Genomic DNA, 14,959 nt, shown 5'->3' on the forward strand with positions numbered 1-14,959 from the left:
ATGCTTCAGCGAGAATGACTTGGTTTGTCAGTGTAACGAAAAATGCCGATGTCACTGGCCACTTTCGGAAGCAAATTTATTTTTGTTTTAATTTTGGTAATTCTCAAAATCTTGACTACTTTTAACTATGGGAAATCAAAAAATATAAATAAATAGGAAACTGGCTATGGATCTGCATTCTTGCATTATTGTACTTCGTGACCAAAAAGTGGTCACGAGCAAATCCGTTGAGGATTCATTGGGGATCATTGAAACGCAAGGCGCGGAGCAGATCGAAACGGTTCAAATTAACGCGACGTCGGATGGGGTTGATATTCACACATATCACTGTGCGAATATTGAAGAATCATTAGAGAACTTAATGAATCTTTAACTGTAACGAAAAAGAAAAAACGAAGGGCACGTAGACTCAGTCACGTGCCCTTTTTTAAGTCCTGACATATTGCCAACCTACTTGACGTTGCAAATTCAAGTAGGACGGCGATAAACGCTAGTATCCTGCTCGTTGCAAGCTAAACGCAGTCATGGGAGAAATGTCACGTACCAAATCTTCAACTTGCTTGATTGCATCGAGTGATGAACTTGATTTACGGTAACTCAAATAAATCGGGCGAGTCCAATCGGACACCTGAGCGACTCGGTGCAAACGGCCACTGTCAATAAATGGCTGCACCAAAGGCGCAGGCAAATAAGCGCTACCGCCCTTCTCAAGAATAAAATCCAACGCGATACGTGCCGTCGAGGTACGCAGATAAGGGGCCGGCGTTTTCGGATGGCGCTCGGCGTGTTCAGAGGTAAATTTCGTACCCCAGTCGACATAAACGTATTTGTTATCAAACACCGTTTCCACACCACACGGCTCCGTCGACACCATCACCAAAGTAAGATCAGCAACCTTGCGGCACGAAAGCTCATCCGCTTTAATTTGATCAAACGCGAACGCCATATCTAACGTGCGTTCTTGCAAGCCACGGTTCAATAATTCGCGCCCCATCACTTCGGCAATAAATCCATAACCGCCAAACGAGTCAGTGATCACACTTAAGCAATTTTGTAAGTAGGCATCCCACACATTTGGCGTGCCACCTAAGGTTAACTGCAGCGCCTTACCGCTCTCAAGCGACAACTCCATTTTGGCCTGCTGCAATGTGGTAACCATGACCTCTGCGTAGCTTACTAAGCGTTCGCCAGACGAGGTCAACTTAATGTTATTGCGATCTCGAATGAACAACTGAGTATCAAAGTAGTTTTCTAACTGTTTGATCCGCGCACTCACCGCCGCTTGCGTGATGTACATGTTTTCAGCGGCGCGGCCAAAGTGACGAACTTTTGCTAGTTCTAAAAATGTTCGGAAGACTTTGACGTCCATATGCGATCCCTTGACGATAATCTCGCCAAATTAACAAGTGAAATTAATATTAACGACAAAAAAATTTTGTTTTTCTTTTAACTATTTTACGCCTAATTTTCGCCATAATTCATCAAGATTAGTAGTTGTGTTTAACACTCGAGGTTAATATGTCTGACACTCAAATTCGTCATGGCAAAAGACGTTTCTACGATAACACAAAGTTCCCACGTGGCTTTGCGAAGTCTGGCGATTTTACTCTGGCTGAAGAAGAAATCCTAACAATTTATGGGGATACTTTTGTAAGCTTGGAATCCGGTGAACTGGCCCCGGCAAACGAAGAAGAAAAGCACTTTATCGAGGTGCTCGACAATCCTGAATTGGCCAACAGCAAGCACGAACGGACTTGGCTAAAATACGTTCGTTTAGCTCGTGGCCGCAAACGCTTCCACACTCTAAACGGCCGCAATAAGTCTGAGGGTGGTGAAGACTTCGCAGACGAAGATACCAGTATCGTCGAAGAAGACTAAACGAAACCGCGTTACTCCGTGACTCTCTTCTTTCTCATTTTCACACTGAGTAACGCGTCAAGTTCGATCACAGACACCAATACGGACGCGAGGGCGCTTTCGTCCTCACAATTTCCGTTTTACTCTTCGTGATACCCTTCATCCTCAGACTCATCAACCTTGGCAATCAATCGATTCAAAGAGGCCATAAAACGCTCTTTGTGATTGGCATCATCATAATGCCATAGGTAGGTTTGATGAAACCCAATCGTTAAAGTGACATCGTGAGCGGCAAAATAGAGTGTATAGCCGTCATAATCACTGGTCACTTCCATATCGTCATAACGATAGCCATTGTCGGTTGCCTCACCATGACGACGAATCCATTCAAACACTTCCAAGACTTTTGAAATTTCCAGTTCGTTTTGCATGCAATTGCGTCCTAATTCGAGTGGAATGTGCCCATTTTACTGGCTGTGCCCGCACTTCAAAATCATCGGTTCGTCGCGCTTGAACAACATCTTTCACTTAAAAAGACGTAATAACCGCAGCTAAACCGCACCTTACGCAGAACTCAAGTGCAGTACCCATTAGGTATAGCATATTCGAAACAATAACTTATTTTCCTTTAAAAAAAGACCAAATCACAAAGTGACTTAGATTGAGGTGAAACAGCCAAAAACGTGTTATCCATCGCACATTTTTGTCAACAGTGAGAAATTGTGATCAAAATCCGTAGCCGCATTCTGAAACTTATTTTATACTGCGAATTAATAAATTGATGCAAACGACGCGACAACAGTGCGTTACGCCATATTCGCTACGACAGCGCCAATAAAACGTAACACTATCGAGCACAGAGTATCGCCATATTCCACAATTAGGGGCAAACGATGAGACTTATTCCATTACACAAAGCGGCACAGGTTGGCAAATGGTCCGCGGCGCACATTGTTCAACGCATTAAAGAATTCAACCCTTCGGCTGAACGCCCATTTGTTCTAGGTTTACCTACAGGTGGTACGCCACTGTCCACCTATAACGCCCTAATTGAGCTATATCAGGCGGGAGAAGTCAGCTTCAAGCATGTCGTCACATTTAATATGGATGAATATATTGGTTTGCCGGCAGATCATCCTGAATCTTATCGCTCATTCATGTACAACAATTTCTTCAACCACATCGACATTCAAGAAGAGAACATTAATCTACTCAACGGCAATACGATGGATCACGAGGCCGAATGCCAACGCTATGAAGCCAAAATCAAATCCTACGGCCGCATCAATCTCTTTATGGGTGGCGTGGGTAACGATGGCCACATTGCCTTTAATGAACCCGCCTCATCGCTTTCATCGCGAACCCGTATCAAAACCTTAACTGAAGACACTCGTATCGCGAATTCGCGCTTTTTCGATGGCGATATCAATCAAGTGCCAAAATACGCCTTAACCATTGGCGTGGGTACACTGCTGGATGCTGAAGAAGTGATGATTCTGGTTACAGGACACGGTAAAGCCTTAGCACTTCAAGCGGCTGTTGAAGGCAGCGTGAACCACCTTTGGACGGTTTCTGCGCTGCAGCTGCATCCAAAATCTGTGATTGTGTGTGATGAGCCATCAACGCAAGAGCTGAAAGTCAAAACCGTGAAATACTTTACTGAACTTGAAGCGGAGAACATTAAAGGGTTTTAACCGCGGTTAACCTCCTTACTGCCTCCTCAAGCCGAAATAGTATTAGAAAAAAACGCGAAGGGTTTCTGGCCCTTCGCGTTTTTTTGTTTTCGCTATCTGAACGATGAGCCTCTTATTGAAAGATCATCTCATCTATTGGTATACCTCAAGCTAAGAATGATAAATACGCTTGAAGGATGATCAAATTCATAATGTCGATAAACAGAGCGCCAACAATAGGCACAACCATAAACGCCTGAGGAGATGGGCCGTAACGATTGACGATTGAACCCATATTCATAACTGCCGTCGGGGTGGCGCCAAGACCAAAGCCACAGTGACCACTAGCGATCACAGCAGCATCATAATTACGCCCCATTACTTTAAACGTCACAAAATAAGCAAAAATGCCAAGCACAATAGACTGAATCGTTAAGATCACTAAAAACGGTAGAGCCAAATCAAAAATATTCCACAGCTTCAAACTCATCAACGCCATGGCCAAGAACAGAGAGAGACTCACAGTGCCAAGAATATCCACTGTTTCCGTATCGACCTTGCGCAGTTTCGTCACCTCCAAAACATTGGTGATCACAACACCGATAAACAAGGCATAAACAAAGTCGGGGATCATCAACCATTTCACTTCAAACGTAGCAACCCATTTTGACAAATACTGCGCGCCTAACACGCAGATCAGCATAATAAATAGGTTTTCTATCACCTTTTTCGCGGTCACCTTATCTTCTTCGTACTCATTGTAGGTCACCACTTCAGGAAAACGCTTGTGAGTTTGAGTGCCACGACCGTATTCAGACTCTAAACCGAACTTCTCCACGAGACGCTGAGCAACTGGACTGCCAATGATACCACCAGCAATCAACCCAAAGGTGGCCGATGCCATCGCGATTTCAAGCACATTTTCAATACCATAAGTCTCAGCAAAGGTGTGTGACCACGCAGCGCCAGTACCGTGACCACCAGAGAGCGTAATCGAACCTGCAATTAATCCCATTAGCGGATCCAGACCTAACGCCGTTGCCAACGAAACGCCAATCCCGTTTTGAATCACAATAAAAAATGAGGCCACCGCAAGAAAAATGAACACTTTCATGCCACCTTTGAGCAGTTGAGTGTAATTGGCGGCCAAACCAACGGTTGAGAAAAACATCAGCATAAAGGTGTTTTGTAACGGCAAATCAAACACCAGGTCGATTTGGTTAAAGTGCAACACGGTGATAATGCAGGCAACGACCAAACCGCCGACAATCGGCTCTGGAATATTGAACTTTTTCAAAATAGGCAGTCGCGCATTGATCATGTGGCCTAAAAATAACACCACAATTGCGACAAGAAACGACTCCAGCGCCCCCACAGAAATTAACTGATTCATAAAACCTCTTCGCTCCATTGAGCTCGCACAATTGCGCTTACCGTCATGGGATTGTTTTTATTTGTCGGTCAGTTTGCCTTTCACCACACGGGTTTACCAACTCTATCACACGCCAATTCTCACCAAATGAGATAACAATCGATTTAAAACGATGTTTTTTCTCACTTAGTGAGACAGATACAAATGACGCGCGAATTTTCACAGCATTGCGTCGCGCTTTTTAATATCAACCAACATACGCAGCGCGACTTCGCTTGCTTTTGTTGCGCTAAGTTAAGTCTTATACCCAAACAACTTAGAGTTACAGGTAGGCGGCAAGCCAACAAAGCCTCTGAGCACTTCGTGAACATAGACGAACTACGTAATGAGGTTTGTAAGAGCCCGCCAACAACTCTGCAGCTTCAAATGCAAAGGGATAAATTTTTGTGACCAGTATGACTCTCAACCTAGTGTATACCCTACTCTCATATCGGTTTTGCGAATGATCCAAAACGCAAATTGCGCGTAAGCATTTCGGACGCGCGGTTCAGGTTCAATATTGGAGACGTTGGCTTATGCAGAAAAATCGACCAATTCCGTTCACGCTGTTTTATGACGACACATGTCCCTTGTGTGTTAAAAAAATGAGCGCGCTCAAAAAGCGCGACACACAACAGCGTCTTCAACTGATACCACTCGGTAGTGAGCAAGCCAAAGCTAACCCCGCTTTAGATTGCCGCAGAGCCAAAGAAACATTGCACGGTTTAACGCCAGATCATCAATGGTTACTCGGGCTTGATGCGCTACACCAGGCGTGGTCTCTTGTTGGAGTACCTTGGCTATATGGCCCGCTACGCTGGCACTGGGTTCGTCCTTTGGCTGAGCGCGCTTACGCTTATTTTGCTCGGCATCGCTACCGCATTTCGAAACTGCTCACAGGTCTCGCCCGCTGCTTTCCGTGTGAAAGTCAGAAAGACGCCAAGTCAAAACCACGCCGCTAAGATGGGATACGGTGGCAATTTACACTGTAAACTCAAGTCTCGATAGTCGGCAGTGGCGGATAAGGTTCGTTGGTAAGAAACGCGCGCAGCTCTTCCATAAAAACGTGAAAGCGCATTGGCTGATATTTACGTGACCGATACACTGCGTACATCTGGCCACATTGGCAAAACTCACCGTCAAACAGTTCGACCAGCTGATTTTCCGTCTTTTGCTGCACAATCTGCTTTGACGGCACGAGCGCAACGCCCATACCTGATACAGCAAGGTTAATCGCAATATCAACCGAATCACTGCTTATGATCCCATCGACCGACACCGTGCCCGACTCACCTAAGTGATTTTCATAAAACCAAGTATTTTCTTTTTTTGGCGCATTGGTATTGGTGATGCAGTGATGAAATTCCAATTCACTGGGATGCTGAGGCGTTCCCATACGTGACAAATACTCAGGGGCCGCGCAAAAAATGCGGCGATATTGCATTAACGGTTTTGCGACCAGTGAATGGTCAACCGGTAGCAGGGGTGAAATCATAATGTCACACGCGGCCATTTCGCGCAGCGAAGCTGGATGCAAGGTCACTAAATGAATACGGATCTCTGGGTGGCGGTCGCAAAACTCACGAAAAAAAACCGGACTTAACCAACGAGCCATCGGGTGCAATAGCCCAATGGTAATATCACCACGAATCATCTCCGTCGTATCGTGAAGACCATCCAAAGTATCATCCAAATCTTGCAAAATACGCTGGCAGGACTCTAAAAACACGATTCCCTGTGGCGTGAGATGAATTTGGTTGCCGCCTCGGTGAAACAGTCGCAGTTTCACACTCTGCTCAAGTTGGCTTATCTTGCGGCTCAACGTTGGCTGACTCACATTTAACGCCTCTGCCGCTTCAGTAAAACTGAGCTTTTCCGCCAATAAGCAAAACATTCGTAGAGTATCGATTGGGTATGACATGATTAAACGGCCACCATAGAGAACGCTGTTGAACACCAAAAGGGGCCGAATTGTAGCAAAGTTTTTCAGCGCTACCACAAAAAGTCGACGTTACTTAGTTGAAATGAAAGTAAAAACAGAATGTTAAAACCAATAAAAACATAAAGTTAAGCCATAGAACAATAGGCGTTTTTCACTAATCACTGCACAAAAAACACTCTATTCACTTTACGCATAGCTCCGATGCCAAAAGCGATGTTCTCTTTATAAATCCGCTTCATATACTCGCCGATGAAAAATTATTTCAATTTATGGCCCAATTATGAAAACAAATGTTTGCACGCTAGCCCTTTTAAGTACCTTTTCTGTTTATGGCGTTGCCCAAACTCTAGAGGCTCCAAAACCTCAATTCTACGGTGAAATCCAAGCACAAGCCGCTTGGCATGACTACGCCGATTACACTACCGACATCGCTCGCGCAGAAGTAGGGCTAAAAGGCACCGTAAAAGCGGAAGCCATTGCAGCGCACTACACCTTGGAACTGGAATACTCAGAATCACTGACTGACGCTAGCAAAGACAACGATATTATCGTACGTGAAGCCAACATCGCCTTAGTGAACAAGACGTACGGTGGTGCTTTCATCGGTACCGGTACAACGGGAACATGGAAAGATCTTTACAGCAAAGTGGATATCTTTGACAGCAACAACATGGAGCGTCATAGCGACAATTTACTGTTTGGCGGCAAACGTTACGGCTCAAACCAGTTAGCGGTTATGACACCAAAAATGAACGGTTTTCAGTTCAAAGCCGCAATGATCACCCCAAAAGAGTACAACGATAACGATGCCGATATTATTGGTCTTCGCGCTTTGTACAGTCGCAACAATTTCAGCTTTGTGGTCAACCACTCTTTCACAGCAAAAGAGATGAACAATGCCAAAGAAGACGCGCAGCGTACCGTGGCGGCAACAAGCTACCAATGGGATCAATGGTACGTTGGTGCAGTCGCCGAGTTTGACTATGACGTACCTTTTGGCCGCCGCAACGTTTACGCACTCTCAACCCGTTATACCCTAGACGACACCAAGTTCAGCCTGGGTTACCAACGCGCCGATTGGTTTGGACACCAAGAGAATGAATCTTTGTGGATTGCCAACGTTAACCATGCGCTAAATGATCATTTTGCCATTTATGGCGAAGCGGCTTTCTATGGCGACAGCGACAAGACTAAGGCAACTACCCCACAACTAAAAGCCAAAGGCAACAACTACAACCTTGGCCTCATCGTTTCTTTCTAACCACAAGGACAGCACCATGAAACGTACTTTTTGTTCGTTGTTGCTTGGACTCAGTTGCTTTAGCGCGCACGCAAATGTGCAAGTCAGTGACTGTGTGATCCGCGAACCTGCGCCTGGCAGCGATAAAACCGGCTTGTATTTTAATTTGACTTATACCCTTGACGAACAAACGCAAGCTTTGCGTCTGCCTGGGCCAGAAAGTCTTTTTGGCGCAGCGGTACCTGAGCTTACCACTTATACCGAACTGCACGACATGACCCACGTTGATGGCGTGATGAAAATGCAGCGTCTTTCTCGCCTTCCCGTCAAACCAAACCAGCCTGTTGTACTAAAACCAGGCGGTAAACACGTCATGCTGTTTAATTTGGCCAAACGTCCTGTTGCTGGGGAAGAATACGATGTGGATGTATGGATGGCATGGGCGCCTGGCGTCACGTGCAAAGCCATCGTTAAAACATCGGCGCAACTGGCGCAAGAGGTGAAAAAATGAAACAGCTTTGGCAACAAATTCGCACCGTGCGTGGTGCGGTCTTAGCCAGCTTGATTGCGGCTGGTGCCGGCATTGGCCTTTTGGCTTCGCTGCCAGCCAGTGAAGTTTTGCACGCGTTTAGCACCAACGAATATTGTGGCACTTGTCACACCATGACGCCAGCGACCGAAACGTTTGCTCAAAGTGTCCATGGCGGCAACAACACGCAAGGCTTTGTCGCTGACTGTGTCTCTTGTCACCTGCCAGATTCCAATGTAGTGGAAGAGCTTTGGGTCAAAGGCACTTCAGGCATGCGCCATCTGTTTGGCGAATATGTGCTACAGATGGACGCCTTGGATTACGAAGAGCTACACCCAAAACGCACCGACTATGTGTTTGATTCAGGTTGTGAAAGCTGCCACAAAGGCTTAGAGCCACGTGCCGAAAAAGCCACTAGCGAATCACCTATTTCGGATCAAACCCACCAAATGGCGTTTGCGCGTAAAGACAGCGATCCCGATTGGCAGTGTTCAAGCTGTCACTACGATATTGCCCACCCAGGATTAAAACGTGACATGCGTCTTCGCGAAGAAGCGCGTATGCGTGAAATCGCTACTCTCTTGGGAGAACACAACAATGACTAATCCATTCAAACCATCAAAATTAGCATTGAGTCTTTTGGCGGTAACGGCGGTAGCATTTGGTGCACACGCTGAAACTGACAAAGTCACCGACATTGATAATGGCTATGAAGACTACACCATTCGTCGTACTGCAGCCGATTTAACGCCACAAGAACGCCAGCTCGCTAGCCGTACTATCAACGGTTGTTATATGGGCTGTCACCGTCCGGCACTGGAAGAAGTGCCAGAAACACTGAGCCCAAAATTGGAAGGCTTTGACCCACAATATTTCTACAACCAATTGGTTGATATGGATATGGAGCGTCAATCTGGTGTCTCTTCGCAGATGAAACAGATGGTATATACCGTCACGCCAAAAGAGATTGCTGATGTCGCACTCGTGCTTAGCGAGCGTCCAATGAAATGGAATCCACGCCAAGACGTATTGGAAAGCGACGCGTATAAACGTGGTAAAGCCAAATACGACGCCACATGCAAAATGTGTCATGGCGAACAAGGCGCAAGCACCAACCCCGCTTACCCACCACTCAAAGGTCAAATGCCCGCTTACGTGTATGAGCAAATGACAGCCTATCGTGATGGTAAACGCAATACTCGCCAAGCGGCGGTCATGACACCGTTTGCGAAAATGCTGAGCGAAGACGACTACGCTGACATCGTCGCTTATGTCACAGGTATGTATTACACCCCTATCGAGCGCAAAGCGTTTATTACGGGTGAAGGAATGCCAGCCGTTGAAGGCTTTTTAATGCCTGACACTGGCCAAATTCAAAACTTCATCGACCAACACGGCGAAGACTCAGATTACCCACAAAACCCATTAAGCTACACCATCAGTAAATCGGGCAAAACCGTCTTGGATAACAACACCAAGTTAACTTGGGAGCGCGATTCAAGCCGCTTGTGGATGACCGCGGTAGAAGGTGAACAGTACTGCGAAAATCTGGTGCTTGATGGCTACGATGATTGGCGTTATCCGCTGATGAAAGAGCTGCAAAGTATTACCGATTTGGGTGAATTCCGCCCAGCGATCAATACCGAGGCTTTCCTTAACATGCCACGCATGAGCTCGGGCATTTGGGCATTCCCAGTCAGCGATCACCCTGATCACGCTTGGCACGTGGGCTTCCCAGATGGCCATATTATGGGTCAGCATACCGCATCGACTAAGCTTACCCGCTGCGTGCGTGCCGACAATGGCGCGGCGTATCACAACATGCAATACGTCGATAACCAAGATGGTACGGTAACCGAGAAAGTCACCAATCGAATGTGGCAACAAAAAATCGATTACCAACGTCGCGACTGGTGGGATTCGATTGAATACTGCGAAAATCTGACGTACGCCGGGTTTGATGATTGGCGCTTACCGAACATCAAAGAGTTGGTTTCCATTGTTAACTATAACAAAACGTCACCATCCATTGATGAAGAGTTCTTCCCGAACACGCCGGTAAAATACTTCTTCTGGAGTAGCACCAGCGACTTACCAGGACCAACTCTGTTTGTGCGACCACTGCCTCCTCGTAAGGCAGACCAAACACCGGAGATGCTTGATCAACGCAAAGACACAGGTAACGGTGCTTGGGCGCAAGGTTATCAAATTGGATCAGGCCTTGGCATGATCAAAGATACCGAGTTCTACACTCGCTGTATTCGTAACCCTTAAATCATTAATGCCCCTTCGGGGGCATTTTTCGTTTTCATTTAGCTTTTGGACTTCCCCCCTATGAAGACACTATCTCGTTTCTGGCTAAGCGCTCTGCTTGCTGTAGCCACCCCTTTTGCAGCCCAAGCGAGCGATCCAAGCCGTTATGATGACGGTGCGCGTTGGGCGTTTATTACTGATAAAACCTCACCGCGTGTTGCGGTTATTGATACCTTTAACCATCGTCATGTCGATACCTTAAGCCTAAGCGTGATACCCAGCGCACTAGAAGTTTCCGATGTGCAAGACATGCTGCTGTACATCGATGGTAAGACACCAACGGTGTACGTTTACGATCTCATCGAAAAGAAACATTGGACTATGGCCGTAGATGGCGTTCCGCAAGGCATCGTTGTGGCGCCAGATGGCGCGCGTCTTGCGGTTAAGCTTGACGACAAACTGATCATGCTCGAACCTCTGACTGGCCGCTACCTTGAAACCGTGCCAAACCTTGCTAAGCCCTATAGCATCAACTTTGACAACGGCGGCTACAACCTGTACATCACGGAACAAAACAGTGGCCGCACCCTAATTTGGCGTGTGCACGATAAAGCCACCCGTGAAATTCAACTTGGCAGCGGCGGCGCCGTCTCAGAAGTCACCCTCTCACCTGACGCGCGCCTTGCGATGGTTGGCGATCTGAATAAAAACAAGGTGGCGGTGTGGGATCTCTTCATGGAACAAGAGTTCGCCACCATTTCGTTAGACGCAAAACCCTGGCGTCCTTATGTTAGCTCAGACAGCGAACACATGATTTTAGCCGCCGAAAATGGCCAAGGGCTGGTGGTCAATAGCTGGACCGGCCAAACCGTAAAAACGATTGATTTTAAAGATCAAACCACAGAAATCCGCACCGGATGGCTGGAATCCATCGGCGTGGTGGCCACGCACAGTGGTCTCAATGTGTTCAATCTCACCAGCGATGCGCCTGCGCAGCATTTTCCATTAACCGCGCCACTGGGCGATGTGGTGGTAGTCGCTGACTCGAAAACCCTGTTTGCAACGCAAGGTGACAGTAGCCAGCTGCTGGTACTGGATTTGCGCAAAGAAACGCGCCTAGCCCCATTAGAAACCGGCCTTGCTAAACCCAATCTTATCGCGATGGGGCTGACAAACACCATCTGCCACTAGGAGTAGATTATGCTATCGATCCTTCATAAGCGTGGGCACAATCTCATAAAAAATGGCCTGCGCTCGTTGGCGTTAATTGCTCTCGCAATGCCAACATTAATGACAACCAACGCGAATGCCGCACCACTGCGCTTTGAATTACAACAAGCCAATGTTGGCACCGTGACTGAAAAACAATGGCCCAATCAATATCTTTTCATTGCCATTGGTTACACCTCGTGTCCTGAGATCTGCCCGACCACCGCCCTTGATATGGCAGGCGTCATGCATCGCCTTGGCGATAAAGCCCAGTGGGTGACGCCTCTATTTATCTCGATTGATCCCCATCGAGATACCCCAGAAAATATTGCTCAATACGTGCAATATTTTCACCCTAAATTGGTTGGGCTGGTGGGCAACGATGCACAAACCAAAGCCGTGGCAAAATCACTGCGCGCCACTTATGGGTACTCTCGAGATGGCAAACCAGTTTACGCCCCCCTGCCCAAGCTGTACGAAGTGTTTCATTCAACCTACCTCTATCTCTATGGACCCGATGGTGAGTTAGTTGACGTGTACGGTTATGGTGATGGCGCGGAGAAAATTGCGAATGCGATGATCGCAGAGTTGCCCGCGACAGCGCGCGAGGCGACGCAATGATAAAACGGTCCAATATACCCCTTTATCGCCACATGCAGCGCCGGACAAGTGCGCTATTGCTGCTTTTGAGTGCGTTAACCACACCTGCGCTGGCCAGTCAGGTTTGCCAGGTTCCTACGCCATTTGTCGCGCTAGAGCCAAACGCAAGCCTTGCTTGGCCAAGTGCCATTGTTACGCAGGTCAATAGCGCGCCAATCAGCCTTGTTAACCTATGGGCTAACTGGTGCGCACCATGCCGCAAAGAGTTACCCATGTTGGTCTCTCTTGCCAGCACATTGACGAATCAAGCAGTAACGAATCAACCATTGACGAATGAAACGTTGACTGATCAAATGTCGACCAATCAAAATGGCACCCTGCCCCGCTTTGCGCTCAGTACGCTGCACGTTGGTCCGCTAAATGCCGCCGCGGCCAATACGCTTGAGTCACTTGGCGCAAGCGCGTTAAATCAAGGGATCATCGAAGATTTTGAGTCATTAAGATCGCTCGGCTTTCACGGCTTGCCAGTGACACTCGTGGCGCAAAATGGCGCCGTTCGCTTCATCGCAAGCGGCTATCTCGATCAACCAGAAACCACGTATCAACACTGGCTACAGTGCCTAATGGAGCAGCCCTAATGCGCCTTATTTCCTTATGCATCTCCTCACTATGCACGTTCAGTTTAAGTGTGGTCGCCGCAGTCGCCACCGCAGCAGAGCCTTCACCGTTAATTTCAGAAGGCGAAGCACTGTATCGTAATCCAGGACGCGGTGGCTGCGTGCAGTGCCATGGTGAGGCAGGGAATCGTCCTGTGGTCCCTTTGTATCCAAAGATTGGTGGTCAATCCGAGCAGTATCTTTACAATCAGCTCATCGATTACCGCGAAAAGCGACGCAAAAATGGCTTGTACATACCGATGGAAATCGCCATGCAGCCTTTTAGCGATGCGGAAATCAAAGCGATGTCGGCGTATCTCGCAGCGCAAAACAGTTTCTAGAGCAAAAAAAAAACCGAGCTGCAAACCAGCTCGATTTTTTTAATACATTAAATGGTTCTTAAACACCGCCAGATACGACAGCGATCAAACCGTTCGAAATCACTGCTCAGCGTTGTGATAAACCTGCTGAACGTCATCGCAATCGTCTAGCATATCAAGGAATTTTTGGAACTTTTCTTGATCTTCTTCTGGCACAGTCACGTAGTTTTGTGGCACGAAAGTGATCTCTTCAACATCCAAAGTCAGCTCAGGAAACTCCGCGTTTAACGCCGTTTTCACCTTGAAAAACTCAGTGTTTGGCGCGTATACCGTTACCACACCGTCTTCCAATTCGATGTCCGTCACGTCACAGTCAGCCATCATTAGCGCTTCAAGGATCGCTTCTTCGTCATCGCCTTTAAATTGGAACACCGCTTGGTGAGCAAACATGTGAGAAACCGAACCTTCAACGCCGATTTTTGCACCGGTTTTGACAAAGCATTGACGTACATCTTGGTAAGTACGGTTGCCGTTGTCGGTTAGACAGTCAACAATCACGCTGGTACCACCTGGGCCAAAGCCTTCATAACGTGCTGGCACATAATCTTCACCGCCGCCACCGCTTGCTTTATCGAGCGCTTTTTCGATAACGTGCGCTGGAACCTGATCTTTTTTCGCTTTCGTGATCAGGTGGCGCAGTGACAAGTTCATGTCAGGATCAGCACCGCCGTTTTTCGCACACACGTAAATTTCTTTACCGTATTTTGAATAAACTTTAATTTTTGCACCTGCGGTTTTCGCCATAGAGGCTTTACGCACTTCAAAACTTCTTCCCATAGGGATGTCTCTCTAAATTCAATTGAACGCGAAGGATAGATACTCGTTCTGCTAACAAAACATCTGCTTAGCAAAACGCAGTGGCTGGCTTATGCCACGCCCATCACTCGTTTGTATTTGGCCACCGATTGTTCAAACCAAGCTCGCTCTTCAGGCGACACTATTTTTTGCGCTTGCGTGATCACCGCATCCGGGCCGCATTTCGCGGCGCGCAATTGCCAAACCAAAAAAGAAGCCTGTTTATCAAGCTCAATTTTGTTTTTCTCTTGCTCGGGCAACAACGAAAGATTAAATGGCATGCAATACCGATCTTGGTCAACAAAAAAGGGTTCGCGAAATATAGCACAGGCGTATATACCCAAACAACTTGGAGTTGCTGGTAGGCGGCAAACGAACAAAGCCTCTGAGCACTTCGTGAACATAGATGAACTA

The 14,959-nt window shown here is 47.2% G+C and carries 18 protein-coding genes; 12 read left to right on the forward strand and 6 right to left on the reverse strand.

The window, feature by feature from the left end:
- Window positions 1–166: 166 nt before the first annotated feature.
- The gene (locus HGP28_RS03240; protein ID WP_168834995.1) at window positions 167–373 is read left to right on the forward strand and encodes a hypothetical protein; all 207 of its coding nucleotides are present in this window, start codon (window positions 167–169) and stop codon (window positions 371–373) included.
- Between the two features lie 117 nt (window positions 374–490).
- On the opposite strand, the gene HGP28_RS03245 is transcribed toward HGP28_RS03240, so the two are convergent.
- Entirely contained in the window at window positions 491–1,369 is an 879-nt protein-coding gene (locus HGP28_RS03245) for a LysR family transcriptional regulator (RefSeq protein WP_168834996.1), read from the reverse strand.
- Window positions 1,370–1,518: 149 nt separating this feature from the next.
- On the opposite strand from HGP28_RS03245, the gene HGP28_RS03250 reads away from it, so the two are divergent.
- Window positions 1,519–1,878 carry a MaoP family protein gene (locus tag HGP28_RS03250; RefSeq protein ID WP_168834997.1) on the forward strand — a complete coding sequence of 120 codons (360 nt, stop codon included), beginning with the start codon at window positions 1,519–1,521 and terminating at the stop codon, window positions 1,876–1,878.
- 119 nt (window positions 1,879–1,997) lie between these two features.
- Here the strand turns inward: HGP28_RS03250 and HGP28_RS03255 are convergent, their stop codons facing one another.
- Window positions 1,998–2,288 carry a DUF3081 family protein gene (locus HGP28_RS03255; protein WP_168834998.1) on the reverse strand — a complete coding sequence of 97 codons (291 nt, stop codon included), beginning with the start codon at window positions 2,286–2,288 and terminating at the stop codon, window positions 1,998–2,000.
- 462 nt (window positions 2,289–2,750) lie between these two features.
- Here HGP28_RS03255 and nagB point away from each other — a divergent pair, with 462 nt between their 5' ends.
- Window positions 2,751–3,551 (forward strand): glucosamine-6-phosphate deaminase, encoded by an 801-nt coding sequence (gene nagB, locus HGP28_RS03260; protein ID WP_168834999.1) that lies wholly within the window; start codon window positions 2,751–2,753, stop codon window positions 3,549–3,551.
- A 145-nt stretch (window positions 3,552–3,696) separates the two neighbouring features.
- Here nagB and gltS read toward each other — a convergent pair whose 3' ends face one another.
- Window positions 3,697–4,923 carry a sodium/glutamate symporter gene (gene gltS, locus HGP28_RS03265; protein WP_168835000.1) on the reverse strand — a complete coding sequence of 409 codons (1,227 nt, stop codon included), beginning with the start codon at window positions 4,921–4,923 and terminating at the stop codon, window positions 3,697–3,699.
- A gap of 554 nt (window positions 4,924–5,477) precedes the next feature.
- Between gltS and HGP28_RS03270 the strand changes: the two genes are divergently transcribed.
- Complete coding sequence (locus tag HGP28_RS03270) at window positions 5,478–5,903, forward strand: thiol-disulfide oxidoreductase DCC family protein (protein ID WP_168835001.1); 426 nt, start codon at window positions 5,478–5,480, stop codon at window positions 5,901–5,903.
- 32 nt (window positions 5,904–5,935) lie between these two features.
- Here HGP28_RS03270 and HGP28_RS03275 read toward each other — a convergent pair whose 3' ends face one another.
- On the reverse strand, window positions 5,936–6,862 hold the full coding sequence (locus tag HGP28_RS03275) for a LysR family transcriptional regulator (RefSeq protein ID WP_168835002.1): 927 nt from the start codon (window positions 6,860–6,862) through the stop codon (window positions 5,936–5,938).
- Between the two features lie 301 nt (window positions 6,863–7,163).
- On the opposite strand from HGP28_RS03275, the gene HGP28_RS03280 reads away from it, so the two are divergent.
- Genes HGP28_RS03280 through HGP28_RS03315 form a run of 8 tightly spaced genes read left to right on the forward strand, consistent with a single transcriptional unit; the run spans window position 7,164 to window position 13,711 of the window.
- On the forward strand, window positions 7,164–8,144 hold the full coding sequence (locus tag HGP28_RS03280) for a porin (RefSeq protein WP_168835003.1): 981 nt from the start codon (window positions 7,164–7,166) through the stop codon (window positions 8,142–8,144).
- A 16-nt stretch (window positions 8,145–8,160) separates the two neighbouring features.
- A complete protein-coding gene (locus HGP28_RS03285; RefSeq protein WP_168835004.1) occupies window positions 8,161–8,634 on the forward strand; it encodes a copper chaperone PCu(A)C in 474 nt (157 codons plus the stop codon).
- A complete protein-coding gene (locus tag HGP28_RS03290) occupies window positions 8,631–9,257 on the forward strand; it encodes a cytochrome c3 family protein (RefSeq protein ID WP_168835005.1) in 627 nt (208 codons plus the stop codon). Before HGP28_RS03285 ends, HGP28_RS03290 begins: the two co-directional genes overlap by 4 nt.
- The gene (locus tag HGP28_RS03295) at window positions 9,250–10,926 is read left to right on the forward strand and encodes an Lcl domain-containing protein (protein WP_168835006.1); all 1,677 of its coding nucleotides are present in this window, start codon (window positions 9,250–9,252) and stop codon (window positions 10,924–10,926) included. The genes HGP28_RS03290 and HGP28_RS03295 overlap by 8 nt, the downstream gene beginning before the upstream one ends.
- Before the next feature lie 60 nt (window positions 10,927–10,986).
- The gene (locus HGP28_RS03300) at window positions 10,987–12,096 is read left to right on the forward strand and encodes a YncE family protein (protein WP_168835007.1); all 1,110 of its coding nucleotides are present in this window, start codon (window positions 10,987–10,989) and stop codon (window positions 12,094–12,096) included.
- A gap of 9 nt (window positions 12,097–12,105) precedes the next feature.
- Window positions 12,106–12,735, forward strand: coding sequence for an SCO family protein (locus HGP28_RS03305; RefSeq protein ID WP_246225520.1), 630 nt, complete (start codon window positions 12,106–12,108; stop codon window positions 12,733–12,735).
- The gene (locus HGP28_RS03310; RefSeq protein ID WP_168835008.1) at window positions 12,732–13,352 is read left to right on the forward strand and encodes a thioredoxin domain-containing protein; all 621 of its coding nucleotides are present in this window, start codon (window positions 12,732–12,734) and stop codon (window positions 13,350–13,352) included. Before HGP28_RS03305 ends, HGP28_RS03310 begins: the two co-directional genes overlap by 4 nt.
- Window positions 13,352–13,711 carry a c-type cytochrome gene (locus HGP28_RS03315; RefSeq protein ID WP_168835009.1) on the forward strand — a complete coding sequence of 120 codons (360 nt, stop codon included), beginning with the start codon at window positions 13,352–13,354 and terminating at the stop codon, window positions 13,709–13,711. The genes HGP28_RS03310 and HGP28_RS03315 overlap by 1 nt, the downstream gene beginning before the upstream one ends.
- 99 nt (window positions 13,712–13,810) lie before the next feature.
- On the opposite strand, the gene HGP28_RS03320 is transcribed toward HGP28_RS03315, so the two are convergent.
- Window positions 13,811–14,527, reverse strand: a complete 717-nt coding sequence (locus HGP28_RS03320; RefSeq protein ID WP_168835010.1) for a YebC/PmpR family DNA-binding transcriptional regulator — start codon at window positions 14,525–14,527, stop codon at window positions 13,811–13,813.
- Window positions 14,528–14,616: 89 nt separating this feature from the next.
- On the reverse strand, window positions 14,617–14,826 hold the full coding sequence (locus HGP28_RS03325) for a DUF3283 family protein (RefSeq protein WP_168835011.1): 210 nt from the start codon (window positions 14,824–14,826) through the stop codon (window positions 14,617–14,619).
- Window positions 14,827–14,959 lie beyond the last annotated feature (133 nt).

The sequence above is a fragment of the Vibrio agarilyticus genome (assembly GCF_012641465.1).
In the GTDB taxonomy this organism is placed as follows: Bacteria; Pseudomonadota; Gammaproteobacteria; order Enterobacterales; family Vibrionaceae; genus Vibrio; species Vibrio agarilyticus.